The organism is Pseudoalteromonas phenolica, assembly GCF_005886345.1.
GTDB lineage: Bacteria > Pseudomonadota > Gammaproteobacteria > Enterobacterales > Alteromonadaceae > Pseudoalteromonas > Pseudoalteromonas phenolica_A.
Map to the genome: position 1 here is coordinate 105,340 of NZ_PNEC01000007.1, position 20,904 is coordinate 126,243.

General features: G+C 39.6%; 10 protein-coding genes. 7 read left to right on the forward strand and 3 right to left on the reverse strand.

Going from position 1 to position 20,904, the window contains the following annotated elements; all coding sequences use genetic code 11:
• The 3 genes from CWB72_RS03910 to CWB72_RS03920 form a co-directional block, all read right to left on the reverse strand.
• On the reverse strand, nt 1–573 hold the full coding sequence (locus CWB72_RS03910) for a carboxymuconolactone decarboxylase family protein (RefSeq protein ID WP_138629401.1): 573 nt from the start codon (nt 571–573) through the stop codon (nt 1–3).
• A gap of 428 nt (nt 574–1,001) precedes the next feature.
• On the reverse strand, nt 1,002–1,511 hold the full coding sequence (locus CWB72_RS03915; RefSeq protein WP_138629403.1) for a substrate-binding periplasmic protein: 510 nt from the start codon (nt 1,509–1,511) through the stop codon (nt 1,002–1,004).
• 51 nt (nt 1,512–1,562) lie between these two features.
• Nucleotides 1,563–3,590: a winged helix-turn-helix domain-containing protein gene (locus CWB72_RS03920; RefSeq protein ID WP_138629405.1), complete on the reverse strand. Its 2,028-nt coding sequence runs from the start codon at nt 3,588–3,590 to the stop codon at nt 1,563–1,565.
• 169 nt (nt 3,591–3,759) lie between these two features.
• Between CWB72_RS03920 and CWB72_RS03925 the strand changes: the two genes are divergently transcribed.
• The 7 genes from CWB72_RS03925 (at nt 3,760) to CWB72_RS03955 (ending at nt 20,823) form a co-directional block, all read left to right on the forward strand.
• Nucleotides 3,760–6,024, forward strand: a complete 2,265-nt coding sequence (locus tag CWB72_RS03925) for a DUF5916 domain-containing protein (RefSeq protein WP_138629407.1) — start codon at nt 3,760–3,762, stop codon at nt 6,022–6,024.
• A gap of 556 nt (nt 6,025–6,580) precedes the next feature.
• Nucleotides 6,581–6,895 (forward strand): hypothetical protein, encoded by a 315-nt coding sequence (locus CWB72_RS03930; protein ID WP_138629409.1) that lies wholly within the window; start codon nt 6,581–6,583, stop codon nt 6,893–6,895.
• Nucleotides 6,896–6,899: 4 nt separating this feature from the next.
• The gene (locus tag CWB72_RS03935) at nt 6,900–7,253 is read left to right on the forward strand and encodes a hypothetical protein (RefSeq protein WP_138629411.1); all 354 of its coding nucleotides are present in this window, start codon (nt 6,900–6,902) and stop codon (nt 7,251–7,253) included.
• Between the two features lie 22 nt (nt 7,254–7,275).
• A complete protein-coding gene (locus CWB72_RS03940; protein WP_130256032.1) occupies nt 7,276–7,611 on the forward strand; it encodes a hypothetical protein in 336 nt (111 codons plus the stop codon).
• 43 nt (nt 7,612–7,654) lie between these two features.
• The gene (locus tag CWB72_RS03945) at nt 7,655–9,076 is read left to right on the forward strand and encodes a hypothetical protein (RefSeq protein WP_138629413.1); all 1,422 of its coding nucleotides are present in this window, start codon (nt 7,655–7,657) and stop codon (nt 9,074–9,076) included.
• Nucleotide 9,077: 1 nt separating this feature from the next.
• A complete protein-coding gene (locus CWB72_RS03950; RefSeq protein ID WP_138629415.1) occupies nt 9,078–20,333 on the forward strand; it encodes a SpvB/TcaC N-terminal domain-containing protein in 11,256 nt (3,751 codons plus the stop codon).
• A complete protein-coding gene (locus CWB72_RS03955; protein ID WP_138629417.1) occupies nt 20,296–20,823 on the forward strand; it encodes a hypothetical protein in 528 nt (175 codons plus the stop codon). The genes CWB72_RS03950 and CWB72_RS03955 overlap by 38 nt, the downstream gene beginning before the upstream one ends.
• Nucleotides 20,824–20,904 lie beyond the last annotated feature (81 nt).

Here is a 20,904-nt window from a genome sequence, read left to right on the forward strand (position 1 = left end):
TTAGACTACGATATTGTCTTTAAGTAAGTTTGCAAATTCTTCATCAACGACTAACATCATACCCTGAGCTAAGGTATTAGAGTAATTGACCACACTAGCAAGAGACATGAGTTCAAACACTTGGTTTTTGGTTAAGCCATTGTTTAATAAACTTAGATGATCTTGCTCAGTGACAGAAGTATTATTTGTCGCCATTTTAACAGCAAAGTCTATAGCCACTTTGACGCGTTTAGGGCTTAACTCAGATGATTTTTGTAGCACTTGGTTGATGGTTTCGTCATCAATATTTAAATATTTGCACATAGCACAGTGGATAGAAGTGCAGTAGACACATTCACGCTCGTTCGATATAGCAATGAACACTAACTCTTTGAGTGCGCGAGGCAATTCACCAGTAAGTAAAACATTTTTAAGCAGTGCCCAAGTAGTAGAGAGAATGTGCGGGTTGTATTTACCTAGTACTTTAAAATAATCGACAAGCCCTGCATTGCCTAAGTGTTCAAATATATCATCGTATATTTCTTTGACTTTACTATCAGAATCAGCGTACTCCAACGTATCGTAAATACTCATACCAAGTTCGCTCCTTCAGTTCGATGATATTTAAAAAATTCATATCTTAAATCTTAGTTCTTTTTCATCAGATAAAAAGAAAAAACGACAAATTTTATCATTAGGTATGATTAGTAACTTTGCACTGAAAACTTAGCTCGAGTTTCTGAAATTTCTGAATAAGTAAAATGTCGTTTTTTTTACTACGCTAGTTTTTTTGAGCACTGTTAAGGATTTGCAGAAACACGCCAGAGTGCTCTAAATGAATAAAAGCCTGTTGAAGTTTATTGACAGTTTTCTGAGTGAGGGATGCTTTACTAAATGCAAAGTAAACAGGTGCTTCATTGACAACCAAAGGGTGAATGTAAACGTCTCTGGGGGTGAGTTGATGCCTAATTTCATATTCAATATTCAGCCTTTCTTCCAAAAAACCAAAGATTCTACTTTTATTAAAAGAGAAAGTTTAGTGTAATTATTTGGCACTTTAAAAAATATGTATCTGGATTGCTCAGTGAAGATACAAATTTAGTAAAATCGCTGCCATAAAAAGCACCTTCTTGAACCCCAATGGGTAATGGTGTGCTTTTTATATCCTCAAAGCGGTTTAAGATGATCTTTGGGCTGGCTTTGCTTACAACAAGAATTTGTTCAATTCCCTGTGGGCCGATAAAGTGAATATATTTAGAACGCTCAGTGGTTTTACTCACGCTCATCATCATGTCCAAATTACCTGTTTCGAGCATTTTTAACGCTCTTCCCCAGCGGATTGGTACAAATTTATAGGTGCAGCCTGCTTGATTCAACAACGTTTTAATAAGCTCGATATCGATGCCTTGCCATTGCTGGTTTTCGTCGCGATGTGATTGTGCCGCATAATCCTCAACACGCACCACAAGTTCACAACTCAAAGTGTAGGTACTTGCTAGAAAGAGTGCGAAAGCGAGGAGTTGTTTAAACATGATAAATGCAATGAGCTTATGGCACCATTTGAGTTTAGTTCAGTTGCTCTTTTATTGCTCTGCTATTGCAAACTTTTTAATATCGCCTTCAACGCTTTCCATCTTCGCAATGAGCAAGCTTCCATCTGGCTTAATATCATAATGCCAAATAAGTGACCCAGATTTTTTTAAAGTAGGAGAGCTTGGCTTCTGCATATCAAGTTGCCAGATATAATCTTGTTTCGACCATTGGCTGAGCCAATACATAGATTGGTTTTGAAATCTGACATCTCGAAAGTGATTGGCTTGCTGCTTAGAGAGTGTTGTTAATACTTTCAAGTTATTGAAATTATCTAAAGTATTCGTTGTCATTAGCTGTTGGTTTTTTAATAGCAACCATTGCTGCGTTTGATGATGAAAACCAACAAATTGATTTTTTAACTGTGTTTGTTGAATAATGCGACCAGTTAGATCATAGACATAAACATGCTCACCATCAGAACCCCACACTTGCTCGTTATTTATCCATCCCGCGTTTTGTAAAGTGAGTGGTAGGTTTGATGCAAACTGTTTCGTTGTACGGTTTCTATCATATAAAACAATGTCGTTATCACGGTTAGACAACAACAGACTATTATCGGGTGACCAATTTAATATGCCGACATATTCATGGCCTTGGTGGAAAGATAGCTGCCGAATTTTATCATTAGCATGTAAATAAACTTCACACACCCCAGTACGGCGGGACATGAATGCTGTTTCTCCAAGCAAATTACTGACGGGCAAATAATCAATACTTGAGCTTGAGAAAATCGGCAGGTCATCATTATCTTTGATATTAACTTGCCAGCTCTCAGCTGCTGCAAAAATATCTCCATGTTTATCAATAGAAAGAGTAGAAAATATGCCTTGGGTAGAGCGCATCACACTATATTGCTGATTGTTCAAATGTGTCGCAATGAGGTTATGGTATTTACTTTCATCATTTGTGATGACAGTTTGCTGCTTAACATCAAAGGCTGCCAGCCAAATCGGGTAGGGCCATGACAGATGTATATTTCCGTCTAGAGTTATCAGCTTTGTATGGTGATTAACTTGTTTTACAAGAAAGTAAGTTTGGTTTTCCCACGCCTTGAGTGCTTTTATTAACTTCTCGCCTTTGCTAAGTGGCACGGGTATCTTTACAAATTGTTGTGTGCTCAAACGATACAAAAAACCATCACTGTTACCCCAATGGTGCACAACGAGTGTGAGCTCGTCATCTGACTGCCAGATTGGCGCTTCAATACGGTCACATGAAATCGCTTTAGATTCGTGTAACTGTTTGCCATTACTGCTAATAATTTTTAAAACACATTTATCTTCAAGATATTGCCAAAACGCCACAAGGTCTTTTTTGGGGTGCCAACTTGGGTGTGCGACTCGGGTATTGAAAGTATGCTCGTAGAGGTGATTTCCTAACTTATTGGCAATAACGAGTTGATCAAACTGACTGACATACGCAATAAGGTCTTGCTCTATATGCGCGGCAATATCAAACTCTAACCCCAGCTCATAACTAATGTCTTCAACCTTGTATTCAGGTGGTGTAAGTGGTTGAGGAGTCTGGTTAAAAAAAGCAATAGCACTAAAACATGCGATGAAAAATAGAGTAAACAAGGTTAAATAGAGCGGTTTTCTTTTCAGTGTGTCAGCGCGTACAAAAGAAGCCGAGTTAAGGCTAGGCGAAGCCAATTCAAAATTATGGGGATTCGGCAAAGTGTCAACTGATTTGAGTCTTACTTCAGCGATAAACACATAGCCTTTTTTTGGAATGGTTTTTATATATTTGGGCGTTCTTGGTGTGTCTTTTAATACCTTACGTAGCTTCGTGAGCAGTTGATAAAGGCTATTCGCTTCAACTATGGTGTCTGGCCAAAGTTCATCATTTAACAGGCCTTGCGATAAGGTTGTACCTTCTTGGGTAATGAACAGTTCAAGTAATCGAGCGACTTGAGGCTCTAACTTTTGTGTGTGTAGGGTTTCACTACACACAAGTTCATCTGTTTCTGGATAAAACACCCAAGTGTCAAATTGATATCCCTGTGACGAAGCTGGCATAAAACGCTTACTGCAGTTATTTAAATCACTCTAATAACCGAAAGTTATCTTTATTAAGATAAAAGTCAATGTTTATAAGGCTTTCATGAGAGTTATTCAGAAAAATTTCAGGTTTTTTCAGTGCAAGTTTTGTTGCAATGAGCGCATTGAAATTCAGTTGGAAGTCGTAATGAAAATTTCACACATAGCAAAAGCAGTAGCATTGGCCTCATTCTCAATAGCGCCATCAGTGTTGGCTCAGACAATTTTACTTGATGGCAAGTTAGATGAGCCACAGTGGCAGCAAGCAACAGCATTTAATACTTTTTATAAAGTTGTGCCTGCTACACTCGAACAAACTAAAAAACAAGTTAATGCCAAAGTCTACAGTGATGAAAAGGGCATTTATGTTGGCATTATTAATTATCAAAGTGCCGAGACGCGTAAAAAACAATTCAATATCAAAGATAACTTTATGCAAGGCGAGTTCAATCGTATTTATCTCGACTTTGGCGGTGATGGTAGTAGTGGTTATTTATTTGCGACAACCCTAGGTGGTGGTACGCAAGATGCGGTACTTACCCCCCAACTAACAACTGACTACGATTGGGATGGAGACTGGCAAAGCCAGTACTTTGAGCATGACGATTACTGGTCAACCGAGGTGTTTATTCCTTGGCACACTGTATCCTTCCACCATTCAGCAGGTGAAAATAGTCAATCAGAGATTGGTGTTTCTATTCAGCTTTATGATATTGCTAATAATTTTATTTACGCGAGCCAAAAACAAACGATTAGTAATAGTGACTTTTATTTAGCAATGCCGAAGGTATCTGCTGAGATCCCTAATCAGCAGCAACTGGCGTTTATACCTTATATTACCCAGCAAAATGATTTATCAGACCGACAAGGAGATAAGGGGCAAACTGATGTAGGCTTCGATTTAATATATAAACCTGCGCACCATCAGAAGCTGAGCGTGTCAGTGAATCCAGATTTCGGTCAAGTTGACAGTGACGACGTAAATATTAACTACAGTGCAGTTGAAACGCTAAGAACTGATAAACGCCCGTTTTTCACCCAAGATATCAGCGTATTTAACGTCCAAGCAGAGCAAAATACCAAGCTGATACATACCCGCCGAATAGGTGCCGGCAGTGATGATGGCAGTGAAAATATCACCCCAATTGATGAAGCCGTACGATTTGTTCATCAAGGAGAGCAATTGCAACTAGGTGCATTTGCTGTTGAAGAATCGAATTTAGACAGTGATGCGGGCAAATCATTTTATGCGGCAAGGGCGAAATATCGCCAAAATAATTGGCAAACCGGCTTGTTAACCACCCATGTTAAGCGCCCATACCTAGATAGAAGCGCCAGTACATTGGCTTGGGATAGTCAGTATCAAAGTGCAACTTGGTCATTACAAGGGGCGTTACTACTTAGCCATATTGGTACAGACGCTGAAGTAAATACCACACAAACCGGTAACGGCCTGAGCTTAAACTTGGGCTATCAGTTTTCACCCAATACAAAAATTACGAATCGTTTCTTAAAACTAAACGACCAGTTCGACAATCGAGATATGGGGTATTTGGTTAGAAACGATTGGCAATATGCTCAGTCTGAGTTTGAACATTCGGTGAATTACTCGAATGATTGGGTTACACGTGTGAAGCATGTGGTAAAGCTCAGCCATGAAAGTAATGGCGCGTCACAAAGTTTACCCGCTTGGCAAACATACTCTAGCCAATTTATGTTAACGACAGGGGCGCGGTTTAATTTAACTTTTGATTACTTAACCCAAGGCGAGCAAGATAATCTCGGCTTTAACACGACCGCATTTACCCAGCCCTCGTCACAAGGTGTCAGGCTATTTTACCAAAGCCCATATGTAGGAGACTTCAGTTGGGCAGCTAGCTTTGAATATGACAAAGAAGGCTTCGACTCAACATCAACCCAATATGCGGTGGACTTAACTTGGATGCCTCATGCCAATTGGAGCATAAATTGGAATAACTATTTAAGAACTGGTGAAGGTTGGCTGGTGGCTAATCAGCAAAATGTGATCAGCGAATACGACAGAGATTACTTTGCTTCAAATATCATCGTAAATGGCTTGATCACTGAGAAGTTAGAGTGGTCTAGTTCAATACAAGTCGCATTCTTAGACGCCAAAACTCAGCAAGTTTTTGCAGTACAAGAGCAAGGCGAGTTACTTAAGCAAGACCTTGATACCAGTTTTGAAGACAATCGTTTAACTGCCCAGTTTAAATTGCGTTATCGTATGGGGCCCTTCTCAGATGTGTTTTTGGTTTACCGCCGAGGCAGTGTTGATAGCGACAGTTATGACCGCGATTCAATCGGACAAAACAGTTATGGCAATCGCACAAGCACGCTTTGGACAAACCCCATTGAAGACAGTGTGACGTTTAAGGTTCGATATTTATTCTGATAAACATAAGCAAAAAATTAGCTAACACAACAAGGGAGCTGAATGCCCCTTTTTTAAAATGTGGAGTTAATTCTCAAATGTAAATGAATATTAATTTTTTAATATTCATTTACATTTGTACTTTTGATGGTAACATTCTCACTAAATTAGGTACTTAACTCTATTCTCTAGTTGTGAAAAAGCTATACATAATAACAATAATAATTTTACTAAGCCTTTATACTTCAACATCTTGTGCTAAATACAACGATAATATGAAAGGCATACCGACCAAAGTAGCTGTCTACACTGATGGTGATTACATCTACTTTACACTTAATAATCAGCCCACAAGCCATCCAAAGTGTAGAAGCAACTATTTCGTTATTCCTTCTTCTGTTCCTCAAAACAGAAGAGAAATGCTTCTTTCCAGGTTGTTAACCGCTTACGCAATGAAAGAAAAGGTCAATATTGGCTACGACAATAGTGTCGAATGCGCCGATGGCTACATAAAAGTACATAGAGTTGGCTAAGACCCTTACCGAGTTTAAACAAACAATTGATAGGAATATAGAACTTGAAAAGTTTTACAACAATCTTGTTGATGTTCATTCTTTTACCCTTTGATACTCAAGCAAAACGTTACTGGCCAAGTAAAACACTTACCAAATGGTCTTTCTATATGAATAACGGTGTTGCTTATATTCGCTCAGATGAATTTGCATCACATTGTAGATACTCTCGAGGGCAAATTAATATGGATGGGACTGAGTTTAACCGCGCACAGTATTCGTATGCATTATCTGCAAAAGCTAGAAATAAAAAACTCAGATATGTCGTCGATAGTGACCAAACTATATGTATTATAACCGGCTTACAAGAGGTCGATTAAAAACATGAAAAAACTAATATTTATTCTCTTTATTACGCTGGTTTTGTTCACTAAACCAGCGTTTTCTATGTCTACAGCTTCATACTATCAGATCCAAGATATTTGGACTTGGGCTGATTACACAAAAGGTGTGATAAAAATTCGCTTAAAAAGCCCAGACTCGAACACTCAAAACCTTTGTCCTACGGGGTTTTGGATTGATAAAACGAATAGCAGTAACGCTCAGCTTTTAAGTGTTGCTTTATCTGCCTATCACACCGGTACAAAAGTAAAAATATACGCGAGTGAAGCCGAAGATTGGAGTGGTTTGAGCTCTAAGGAATGCAAGCTAAAACTAATTGTCTTAGAACCTAAATAACATGAGTAAAAGAAATATAAACATGAAAAAGCTCATTTTAACTATCACTTTGCTAATTGCTCCTTTTTTCTCAATGGCGGCAACATGTTCAAAGACGGGTTGTATAGACAAAATTCAAATGCTTTATGTAAACGCTGATGGCAATATTTATATTGGTATGCCAGGTGATGAAAAGTTAGCGAACTGCACCCCAGTCAGTGGTGTTTACTTTACGCTCCCACCAACTGCAGAAAACAAAAAAGAAGTTTACTCAGCACTTTTAGCTGCGCAAATGGCAGATAAAGTCGTGCATGTCAGAGTGAAAGAAGGCACGAGCAAGTGTGAGATTGCGTACATCACTTTAGATACACGTAGATAGATAAAATTTTAAAACCCGAATTAAAATATAGAAGATCATAAGAATGAAAAAATACATTCATGGAAGAAGAGCTCTGCTCTTCAAGTTGCTCACTGTGTTGAGTCTCACTTCAATAAATAATTTAGCCCTAGCCAACACTGAACAATTTGAACAAGCCTATGCGCCGATAATGGTTGGCAACATCACAACGTTTATACCTATTGGTTTAACACCTGATGCAGTTGTACGAGTATCAAGTAAACAAGTGGGTGATCAAACCCAGTTAGCTTGGACGCCTTCTTCAAATGCTGAGTATTATAAAGTCCTAAAATATAATGGCAGTTCATGGGTAACCGTAATGCCCAAAGTTACGAATAGTTTCTATACCTATAATGGTACGGGGCAGTTTAGAGTTGTTGCGTGCTTTAAATATGGGTGTCAAACATCTACAGCAACCAGCGTCGATGAAAAAAATGAGTTATCTATCAGTGCCTTCTACACACAAACAAACGCACAGATAAGCGAAAATAGCCAAGTGACAGTGGCTTGGCAGCTTGCGGGCTCTACCAGTGCTACTGTTACCCATATTCAAAACGGCCGAGCAACGACTAAGCCAATCACAGCCTTACAATCAGGCTCTACAAGTTTTCATGTAAAGTCAGACTCTAAATTTCGATTAACAGCCAGCGGGTTTAATGGCGAAACAACTTCAACAGAGATCCATGTTGCAACTCAAAGAGCTAACCCTTTCTTAGATAAAGGCCTTAAGAGTGAATATAAACAACCGTTTTATAATCTTGGCTTAGATATTATTCAGCGAACCATTTTACAAACTGAGCACCATTTAGTTTTTGCTACACATGACAACAAACTATTCTTTTATAGAGCTTATCAAGAGCAGGGACAGCCCGTGTCTTGGCAACAAGAATGGCAGCTAACGCTTGATGGCGTTGTGAACAGTGTTCCTAATTTAACAGAAAACTATTTGTATTTTAGTGAAACCAATGCAAGTAACCAAGGGCGCCTTTGTAAAGCACGCTTGACCGATAAACAAAATTTAATCTGTTCAGATTACTATGCAGAGCCATTGTTAACGAGCCCTATCATTGTCAATAACGATGGTGATTACTCAGCAAAATTTGTTGATTCTATTTCACCAACAAGCAAGGCCAGAGGGGTTTATGCGTTTTATCAAAATGGCGATGTGCGTATTTTTGACCAACAAACGCTAGCCCCTAAACCGCAGAGTTTTACTTTAGAAAATGAACTTGAACAACCGATGATTAATACGCCGACGGTATTTTTAAATAAAAAACGGATTCAAGGTATCAGTCCTCAATTTTTGATTAAAGAGCGAGACAACGTAATGGGTGTAGGTATTCCTACAAATCAGATTGTGCAACAAGCCCAAAGCTTTGGGGTGCTGGCTTATGGTCAACAAGCTACGCCTAAGCCAATGACAGTCATTTGGAAAGGGAAGCTATAAGATGCTGAATAAAATAATAAATAAAAGCAAAAGCTTATTAGCACTTGCGTTACTTGGCGGTTTTTCTTCTACGGCTATTGCAGGTGCTTGTACGAATGAATCAGGATTTTCTTTTCAAGAAGGTCAAAACCTTAGGCTTGAATTGGAAAATATAAAAACCTATGAAGGCAGTTATCATCCCGGTCATACTATTACTTATATGGGAATTACAGAAGTTAAGGTTGGCCGTGTTAAATATTCAAAGGCAAACTGGACAGATGACATTAAAAGTAACCCAAATGATCCGGATGAAATAATTCCGGTACTCAATTTGCTACGTTTGCCCAGTTTTGGCAGTCACAGCATAAGTGTTGAAACTTTAACTGAGTCCGAGACATGTAATGATAGTGGACCTGATGTTGATGACAATGGCTGTTCAATAAATGAAGGTGGTGATTATTGCACTCTTACTGTTGAATATAAACGAAGAACAACGCCATCAATCGATGATGTTAGCTCTAGGGAAGTAAAAAGAGATTCATCTTTCCGGGTTTCATTCACCGCAAGAGATGCTGGAAGTGATCTCAAAAAAGTGGTCATTGAAAAAGACGGTAGACCTGTACGTACCTGTAACAATTCAGGCACTGAATCACTAACATGTAGCAAACAATATAGTAAAAATTCTCTTAATTATGGCGAACATACTTGGACAGCCACTGCAACTGATAGATTTGGTAATCAAAGTAGCAACACGGCAAAAGTTACAATTATTGAGGAAAACAGCGGGCCGCAAATAAGCGATATCAAAGTGTCTAACGATGGTGCTTTATCACCAGGAGAAGACGCACTGGTTTCGTTTACAATCAGAGACCCAAGTACGCAATCAGGCAATCAGTTAAATTTAAATACCTTCAGGCTTAACGGCAGTGATGATTTTTTACGTAATTGCTCAACAAGTACAACAACCGAGATAATATGTGAAGACCTCGCCGTCTACGCAACACCAGATGATGGCGAGGAGACATTCAAAATAACCGTAAGCATAAGTGATAACGCGAATGCGAGTGCAGTAAATTATGTCAAAGTAAAATTTAATTATGCGCCAGAAGCTCGTTTTGTCGACATGCGTGAGTCTGTCTTTAAAGACGAAACCTTGTCAATCAAAGTCAATGCAAGAGACAACAGCGGTTTAGAAAGTACACAAATTTGTGTCATGCCAAGCACAAATGAAGACGCGAGCACAACAGATTGTAGAACACAATTGGAGGCAACTTGTGAATATGACAACACAAAGTCATGGCCATGGTTATGCTCAGCAAACTTTATATTTAGTGAACATAGATATCAAACTAATCAGCTCGACTTTTACATTGTTGTAAAAGATGAAAAAGGTAAACCATTACAAGAAGCTATTGAGCATAAGGTCACGTTTAAAGATCGATTTAATCTATCAGGCACTATAGAAAATAACGGCAATGATCATATATATAATGTGGGTGATACCGTTACTGCTGTGATTAAGGTTGGCCAGTTTTCAAGTGATGCCAACTGGTTAAATGCTGTGAGTATCAGTGGTGTTGATACAAAAGACCTTACCTTTAACCCCTTAATTCCTACGGCTCTGCCTGTTGTAGATACAGGTGATCCTGAAAAGGCAAAAACGATTACCATTAGCTGGGAAGCAAAGTCTGCTGAGTTAAATCAACAGATTTCCGTGACAGCAACCGCGGGAAAAAAAGATGCAGATAATAAAGACCTAAGTAATATCACGATTAATAATAGACATATCGGTGATATCACTGTCAACGACCCTACACCAGCAAAACCGTCTCCTCCAACGCTTAGTTATGTTGAAACTGGCAATCGATACAAATTGTCGATTACCGAGTTTGATGATACCAAAGAGTTTTATGTAAAAGCTTACGTAGCAGGTAAATTAGAAGCACAGCAACGTATTTCAGTTGCAGATAAGATATCAGTTGATTTTACATTTGAATCTAGGGCGCAAATGCACCGTAAAGAATTGTACTTTACAGTAAAAGGTCGTAATTATTTAGGTCAAGACTCTAGCAATTATGTAGAGGGTGATGAGCAGCACAGTAGAAGTATCATTATTAATCATGAAGTGCTCAAACCACTCTCTCCCTATTTTAATGAACAGCAGCGACAAGAGTCAGGCTCTTACACATTAACTTGGCCAAGTCCTGATGATTCAACTTCATATTATAAAGTGAATTACTGGAAAGGGCTGCCGAGTCAAAAATCAACGTCTACTCAGCATATGTCTGGCGCAATAAACACAAATAGATTTTATGTGCCTCGCTATATGAGTGAGCAAGTTGTGGTTCAGCAGGGTCAATACACTTTTGAGTTAATAGCATGTAATGCAAAAGATGAGTGTACTGCGGGCCAGCAAATCACCATAGATCATATGGCGCCAATTTTACAATCTTTCGTTGGTCCAAGCTGTGAATCGTTATCGGCGTGTGACGCGAATTATAGCTGCGAACAAGACCAAAGTTGTAATGACCCAGTTATCTTTAACTTAAGAGGATTATTTTTAAATGCCTCACAAGGGGTGATAACAGCAAGAGTACGTGCAACGGGTGAGATATTCTCGGGAGTAAATAAAACACTCTCTGGCAATGACCTTTCTGTACAATTTAATAAAAAAGTGTATCAAGGTTATATGCAGGGCGGGTTAGAAATTACCGCTTCAAACGGCGTTTATCAAGGTCACGACAAAGCAACCAGTTCACTTGTGGTCGATTCTACAGGCAGTGATGGACAGCCAGATTTATTAGATAGTCCAATCGCAGTGAGTGATAACGGCTATTTATATGCCGGCCGAGACACAGGGCTGGCAGGATACAAATTCAATGATAACAATGGACTAGATGAACTTTGGTTATATCAACCTAAAACTAATAACAGTGGACGCGATGATGTCGCAGCCAAAGTGGTTGCGCGCCCATTGGTTGAGAGTATTGACATTGATGACCATATTTATTTTGGTTCTGTGAATCATCAATTTTACAAGCTACGTCATAGACCAGCACAAGCAAGCGAGTCAGCAAGAACAGTTCAAGACTGGTTGTTTACGTCTAAAGGTCCGATTGTTGCACCTGCACAATTAGATGAAAACAGTAATTTATATGTTGGTTCAATGGATGCAAGCTTGTATTCATTAGATAAAGACACAGGTCATGTACAGTGGCAGTATCATTTCCCAGCCGGCATTAATCATCAAGTTGATGTTTCGTCAGCAGGGCAAATTTATGTAAAAACGTCAGATGGTGAATTACACGTAATAGATCGAGAGCTGATCTCAGCCAATGCCATTAAATGGCGCGACTTTGGTGTGCTGTATGATGCATTCAGAGAGCAAATAGAAGAATGGAAAAGCACCCGTTGGACGCCAAATCAAGAGCATCCAGAACTAACTAGGTTAACCAAAGCCGCTGTAATATTACTACAACGCGCACCAAGTCGAGATCAACTGAGTTTACTGACTTATTTATATGATATTGGCTACCCATTTAACGAGCTTATCAGTGCGCTTATTAATGCCAACCCTGACTTAGCCAATGCTGACGATGCTACTTTTATTCGTACCTTGTTTGAATATTTCCTTGGTGACGCCAATACCAGCAGCATAATTGGCGCTGGTAACCAAGCTTATTGGGTTGGTCAATTACAAGCAGGTCAAACACGCGCGGAAGTCTTTATTGCGATGTTAAGTGCAGGTGCTGAAAAACAGCAATATAACTCAGTCGTTTACAGTTTACTGTATGATTTTTATGACTACTGTATGCCCTCGAGGGATTGTAGTTATGACTATGACTCAGATGGCGATGGTTTAAGTAACTTAGTTGAAGCCTACTTAGGTACCAATCCGATTGATGCAAGTGATGGGTTAGCAACGCCAAGTTTAACCGCGACTGATAATGGCCTTGGCACCATTGAGTTAGAAATGGGCACCACTGGTCTTATTCATGAATATGAGCTTTATATTTCTGAAGGAACTGGCTACTATCGTGCAGAGGTTATTGCAGCGCAAAGTGCGTCAACTGAGCCTGCAAATGGCGACACAACCAATTGGCTTAAAAAATTCGATAGTGGTGAGTACCGCTTTAAGGTAAAGGCATGCGTTCGTGTGGCATTAGCAAATAACCCTAGAGTATTACACTGTAGTAACAACTACTCTAACGAACAAACAATACTAATCAACGACAGTATTAAAACCTCACCAATTAGCATCTCGTTACCCTATACGCAAGCACCAATGGATGCACCGAGTAATGATGTGTTATTAGAGCATGCTGGGTTTGCCCCAACGTTAGGGTCATTTAGAGTCAGTGAATCAGGCTCCGCTACGTATAATATTCCGATTGAGCTTCCTGCAGGTATCACAGGCGTTAAACCTTCTGTGAGTTTAGGTTACAACTCGCAAACACCGCGCACGAATGTGGCATTAGGCTGGAACTTAAGTGCGGCTTCTAGCATTAGTCGCTGTCGACAAACCAAAGCACAAGACGGCCAATTTAAAGGCATTACATTCAGTGACGACGACAAATATTGTCTTGATGGTCAGCGCTTAATGCAAATTGATGGTGCGTTTGTTCCTGGTTTTGAAACGATTGCGGCATATGAAACAGAAATACAAAGCCATCAAACAATTATTAAAGTAAGTCACGATGAAACAGGCAGAGATATGTTTGTTATTCGTGACAAAGATGGCAGTTATAAATACTATGGTGGTACTGAAAACAGTGAAGTTACCATCACCGACAGTAATGATGAAACACAAGTTTTAACCTGGTTACTTCATACTGTACAAGACAACCTACAAAACGATGAGACAACGATTTCATATAGCTATACCACAGAGGCAACAAACTCAGATAAGTTAGGCGCAAATGAAAGAGTCATTAGCCAAATACAATATAGTGGTAATACAGTTGCGTTTGAATACGAGACATTGCCTGTTTATCGCTCAAGTTATATTGACGGCGATAAGATGGAGCAAACTTCGCAGCTAACAGGTATTGTTGTTAGAAATCATAATGGTTTCGAGTTAAGTCGTTACGAGCCTCACTATATTTCTGCAACGAACGGTATACGTTTATTAAAGAGCATTGCGCAATGTCGTAATACTGTATGCAAACGCCCCATAACATTTGACTACGAAAGTTACACAGCCAACATTAATTTTGGCTCTTCGAGTACCATATTTTCTGCTTCGGGTGATAACAAGCTTGCTGCTATAACCCTGCTAGATACCCTAGGTGATGGCACGCCTGAAGTTGCAACACTGGAAAGAGTAGGTCATAAAGAATACGAGCTATGCCTTTTTGAAGGCAACACTTTTGAAAACCCAACAGAGCTTGCATGTACGACCATTGATCGTTACGACAACGACGAGTCAGTTGCAATGACTGTAGTAGACGAAAACGGTGATGGTAAGCAGTCGTTGTGGATAAGTCTTCAAAAAGAGTACAACAGTGGTCAAAATGCTAATCAATATTATTGGGAAAAAGCATCTTTTGAAAAGATTGTAGGATCAGGTCGAATTAAAACACAAGGTATTCCTGTAGGAAGCTATGCTCCCTTCATTAAAAACTTTAAAACTGCTGACTTTAATGGTGATGGTTATAGTGACTTAGTCTTTTTACAAAAAGAAGTAAGCTTACCAAGAGAAAATGAGTGGCACTCATTGTTCGATAATAAAAATGAACTATTTGTTGCCATGTATGATCCTGAAATTGAACAATACGCTGAACCAAAACAGTTAAGGTCAAGCGATCCAGGTGATTACTCTAGTTTCATTGAAAAAAATACCCCTTGGTATGCAATGGATGTTAACTTTGATGGCTTGGCAGACATAGTGTCATTGCGTTGTCCAAGTAACGACTGTGGTGAAGGCAAAGCCAAAACAGTTTATGTAAGCACGAATAATGGCATCTATCCGCATGGCGGCTTTCTTCAATTTACTTCGAGCGCAGTAACAAGCACATCGGCAAAAAACATCGAGCATTTGACCCCGACAGATGTTAATAGTGATGGCTTAGTTGACTTTATTTACTTAAAAACAAGTGAGCACAATGACAAGGTAAAAGAATGGCGTTTGGCATTGAATAAATCGAGTCAGCGTCATTTATATGAAAATAAACGTATTTCTTGGTCGAAAACGGATCCTCAAAGGGATGATTTACCGAGTGACCTTGTTGCACCTTTGGTTTCTGATATAAACAAAGATGGTGCGATTGAACTTTACTTCCCAGTTAACAGCGATACAAACCCAAATTCTGCAGGTTGGTTACAATACGTTTGGCAGGTTGATGATGAATTGTTCCTAAAAACTGAAAGTTATACGCCGTTTATGACGCCAAATTTGAACTTAAACAAGGGTGATTATGCATTTACAGCAGATTACAATAATGACGGTGTACAAGACTTACTGTTCAAAACAGGCGATTCAGTTGTTGTAAAATACAATCTGGAACAATCACCATATGAGGGATATTTATCAGATATTACACAAGGTTATGAAAATAAAACCCATATTGATTATGGTCTAATGACAGATCCGTCTGTGTATTCAGCCGCTTCGCCATATAACCCTATGACTGGTTTTGCAGAAGATAAAGATGATGAAGATGCATTTAAAGCTCAAGGTTTAAAAGTCACGCCAATTATCGGTCCATCACCTTTAGTTAAAGAGGTCTCGACTGATAGCCCAAGCAGTATCAATGATACGCTTAAAACGTCTGTGAGCTATAGCTACGAAGGCGCGCAAGTCCAGTTTGGTGGCCGTGGTATGCTGGGCTTTAAATCGTTAACAACAACAAACGTAAAAGATGGGCATACGTTCTCTACTACTACTCGTTACCATCAAGCCTTTCCTAAAACGGGTATGCCGGCAAGAACTATTAAAACAGTAAATGATGAGGTTATTAGCAGTAGCCTCAATGAATACAAAGTATTAACTGTATTGAATAGACCGAAAAACATTTACAGAGTATTTAATGAGATCACGAAAGAGTGTTCATCATTAATTGACTTAGTCGATACCGGTGTTATTCAAAGGAATGGCAGGGACTGCTCTATTAATGAAACCGACCAAGATGAATACGGTAATGTTATCCAAACTATTTCTAAGCGAGTCGAATCTAAATTTACGCGTATTTATATACCACCAAATATGCCAAATCCTGAATGGACTTTAATAGACTCGTTAGATACTTCAGCTGATAAGGTTTTATCGAGTGTAACAACCGAGAATACGTATGGCCCGAGTACTGGTTATGACGACACCTACAAAGTGTTAGGACGCTTAACTGAATCAACAGTGACGCACAGTGCCAAAGGTAAAGTTGATCATTCACTGACTTCTAAGTTTACCTATTATGGCCCTCAGCACGAACATGCTTACATGTTAGAAAGCGAAGTCATTGCTGAAGATCAAGGGTGTGATTATGAGTTAACCACAGAACATGTTTATGACGCTTTGGGTAATACAACATCAGTGAGTACCACCAATAGTGGTTGTGATACCGACAAACAGCAAACGCGTATTAAAGAAACGGTGTTTGATGACGAGGGACGTTACCCACTTTATACCAAGCAAATAGGTGATGCAGAGCAACAAGGGTTATTCGTAAAGGGTGCAGAGGTCATCAGCCGCAATGTATTTGGCCAAGTGACAGAAGCGCAAACTGTTAATGGCACTCGTGCCTTATCAATTTACGACGTGTTTGGCTCAAAAATTGGTACTTATGCGACCTCGGGTACACAAAGCTATACCTATTTAACAGCTTGTAACGACAGCGATGCTTGTGTGGCGCAATCTAATAAACTTGTTAATGGTGAGCTAGTTGAAAAGCAATACCTAGATAGAATGGGGCGCGTTTACAAGTCGTCAAGTCTAACGGCAAAAGGGACTTGGTTACATAACACAGTCAGCTATGACAAACATGGTCGAGCACTTGAACAAATAGCACCAGGTAGCGCAGGAGTTACAACTGTGTATGACGTATTTGATCGTGTGATTAGCAGCACAGATAACGATACCAATGTAACAACCACTTATTCGCAGTCAGGGCGCACAAACACAGTAGAAGTAAGCGGTACAGGGGTGTCAACCGGAGCACAAGAAACGTCATCTACTAAAAATGCCTTAGGCCAGCTCATTTCAGCAACCGATGCACTGGGTAACGTGTTGACATACACCTACGACAGTCGCGGTAATCAGTTGACGGTGAGTTCATCTGCCGACGATGGAGATGTATTAATTACCAATACGTTTGATTTGTTGGGTCGAAAAGAGACTTCTGCTGATGTAGACAGAGGTAATTGGTCTTATATACATAACGCATTTGGTGAGTTAACTCAGCAAACAGATGCCCGTGGTGTAGAAACACATATTCGTTATGACTCATTTGGTCGAAAAATAAGGCAGTGGCATACCGTGCCTAGTAATGAAATAGAAAATGAGGGTGAAAGCAACTGGGTGTACGGTGAAGAGCTCAGCAATGTTCATCAGTTAATATCAGCTTCTCAAGGCAATGACTGGGAACAATACTACTTCTATGACACATTCGGTCGTTCTGCTGCAACGCTAACCGCCATTGAAAACAATCAATGTATAGAAGGGGTTACTTTTAATACTCGTTTGAACGACTTGCGTATAAAGCCTAGCCATCATGATAAAGATGCCTCAGGTAATGCAAGAAACATCACAGACCTACAAACAGTCACAAATCCTTTGGCGTCTAGATGTGTGATTCAGCAGACAGCCTATGACGAATTTGGTCGTGTAAGCTTACAATTTGACGACTACCGTCGACTTGAAAGTGGTGAGTATATTGAAGCGCGAGGTGTCAAAAATACCTACCAAAATGGTCAAGTTGTGGCGAAACATGAAGCACGAGAAGGGCGTTCTGGTCAAACATATTACGAACTTCAGACATTGAATGAACGCGGCCAAGTGACGCACTACAAGAAAGGTCGTGCGTTAATGGAGGTCACATATGACAGCCGAGGTTTATTGTCTGAAATAGCGTCGACCAATTACGACTACATTCAGGCCGACAGTTATCGCTTTGATGGATTAGGTAATTTAACTCGTCGAGCACAAATTGCATTACCTGAAGAAACTTATGAGTATGATTTACTTAACCGAGTAACCCATGTGCAAGACCTGAACTTGTTCAGCTACAGTGATAGCGGCAATTTAGAGAGCAAAGCTGAGACTTTTACATATACCAACAGCAGCCAAACGCAGTGTCGTAAAGTACAGAAAAAGTGGTCGCAAAGATTTGGTGAAAATGGTGCGCCAAGACATGCCATTACAAGCCGAGATTACGACAGTGCTGATAACGAAGACAGCTGTAGTGACTCTGATAATGGCGGTGGCGGTACCGGTGGGCCCATTGTCATTTTGCCACCACCAATCGATATTAGACCTCCAGTTGATGGTACATGGGGGAATGATAGTCCGTTACTTGGTTCGCAGCCTCAAAGTGCACAAATAAATACAATGGCCTTGGGCAGTGCAGCCAATACTAAGGTAACAGAACGCTTTGAATACGATGCAAACGGTAATCAAACCAAGTTGTATGTGAATAACAGCAGCTACCGTACGGTAAAGTACACGGCACGTAATAAAGCCTATTTCATTGATGCCAATAATGAAGAGGTTACCTTTGCGTATGATGTGAATAATCGCCGTTACAAGCGTAAAGATGAAAAGCAAACCGTCTACTATGTAGGTGCTTTAGAGCTGACCGTTGAAACGTCTGAGAACCCGAACGATACAACACCATTTGTAAAGCGTTACATTGGTAATGATGCACAACAGAAGTATTTTATGGACGGTAATGCGTCGCTACAGTGGATGTTTACCGACCACCAAGGCTCTGTGATTGCAATTACAAATAGAAATTACAAGTTGTTGGGTCGTTATTCGTATGGGGTGTTTGGAACGCAAAAATCTCATACATTATTAAATAATGTAGATGCAATTAACTTTGCACCTAATTTGACCATTTTTGACCGTGTGTCTGATAACTTCAGAACCTATACAGGTCATGAGCCAGTCAAACTGGGCAGTGATAAGCGTGTTATTCACATGAATGGTCGCATTTATGACTCGAGCACGGGCAGCTTTATGCAGGCTGATCCTGTGGTGCAAGCACCGACCAATTTGCAAAATTATAATGCGTACAGTTATGTGCTGAATAATCCGTTGAGTTATACGGATCCGAGCGGGTATTTCTTTAGTAAGCTAATAAAAAAAGTACAAAGAAATGTAATACGTGCAGCCGTTAAAGTTTTTGGTGCAGAGCTTGTGAGTATGGCTGGTAACCTTGCATCAGCAGCGTGTGGTCCAGCGGTCGGAGCCTGTGCAGCATATTGGAATTACGAGTTCACTCGTGCAATGGGCGGTTCTTCTTCACAGGCATTCAAAGCCGGTGCAATAGCAGGCCTAACCGCACAGGCATTCTACGAGGTCGGCCAGCACTTTAAAGCCGAATTTAAAATTACAAAAGATTTTGGCTTTGCAGACTTGAAGCTAGGTCAGCAGCTTCAGTGGGCCGGTACGCATGCGGTAGTTGGCGGCATATCTTCAGTTGCATCTGGTGGTAAGTTTGGTCACGGGTTCATTTCGGCTGGCTTTACCAAGATGGCAATGGGTAACGCTGGGTTTAATATGAGCAACCGTGATTGGTCAGCGATTGCAGGCAGAACGGCTGTTGCTGCGGTGATTGGTGGTACTGCCAGTGCGTTATCTGGTGGAAAGTTTGCAAATGGTGCGAAGACTGCGGCTATGATGCATTTGTTGAATGCTGAGGGTCCTGCTGGCTTAAAAAATAGGCTTAGAGAAAAAGATTTTGGCAAAACAATTAAGCGTATTAAAACAGGTAGAAGTTGGACTAGAAAAAGTGCAGGTACTAAAACAGAAGATAAACTTTTCGAATTATTAGCTGAAGCTGGAAAAGGGGCTATAAGGGATTTACTGGCAAAAGAAGGATTTGCAAGAGATGTTTTTGATAAATTACCAACGCCACAAAAATTTGATGAGTTTGTCAGATTTGAAACTGTTTACGAGTGGGAGTATTTTGAAGTTCCATATTCAATTGATATTTCAACTGAAAGTGTTTATGACCATGAAATAACGTTATTTTGGCAAAATGCAGTACCATTACAGAAGTATGATTATACAGTGGAGTATTCATATGCAAACCATAAGAACAAATATTGTTTTGTCTGTTAAGAAAAACTTAATATATTGGCTTTCTTTAATATTTTTAATAGTAGTAACATGTATTTTTAATAATTTGGAAAGATTACCTGATCATTATAGTACAGAAGATTCTAGTCCTGAACATACTATTGAACCGCTGTTCAAAAATATTGAAGAAGCTAGAAGATATTATGATGCTAAAGAAAAGCAAAAATATGAAAAGTTTAATGACATCGTTGATGCAAAGCTCGCTAACGATGAGTTGATTCAAAACTTGTGCATTGCAATTATTTTTATTGGCCTGATGGTGTTTTTTTTATGTAAAAGTAAATTTGAATTGTCCTTTTTGTTCATTTCATACCTTATTGCAGGTTTGATAGGTTTAGTAAATGGAGTAAGTTTAATTTTCATAATTCTTATAATTCTTGCCTTGATAAAGACTTATTTGATTTATTTTATAAAAGAGCTACCAAAAGACTGGGATAAATCAATTGACAAAGACAAGTGGAATAGAAAATAACAACCACGGGGTCAGGTCTTGCATTGCAGAACCATGGGGTCAGGTCTTGGAACTAATCCGCGGGGTCAGGTCTTGCATTGT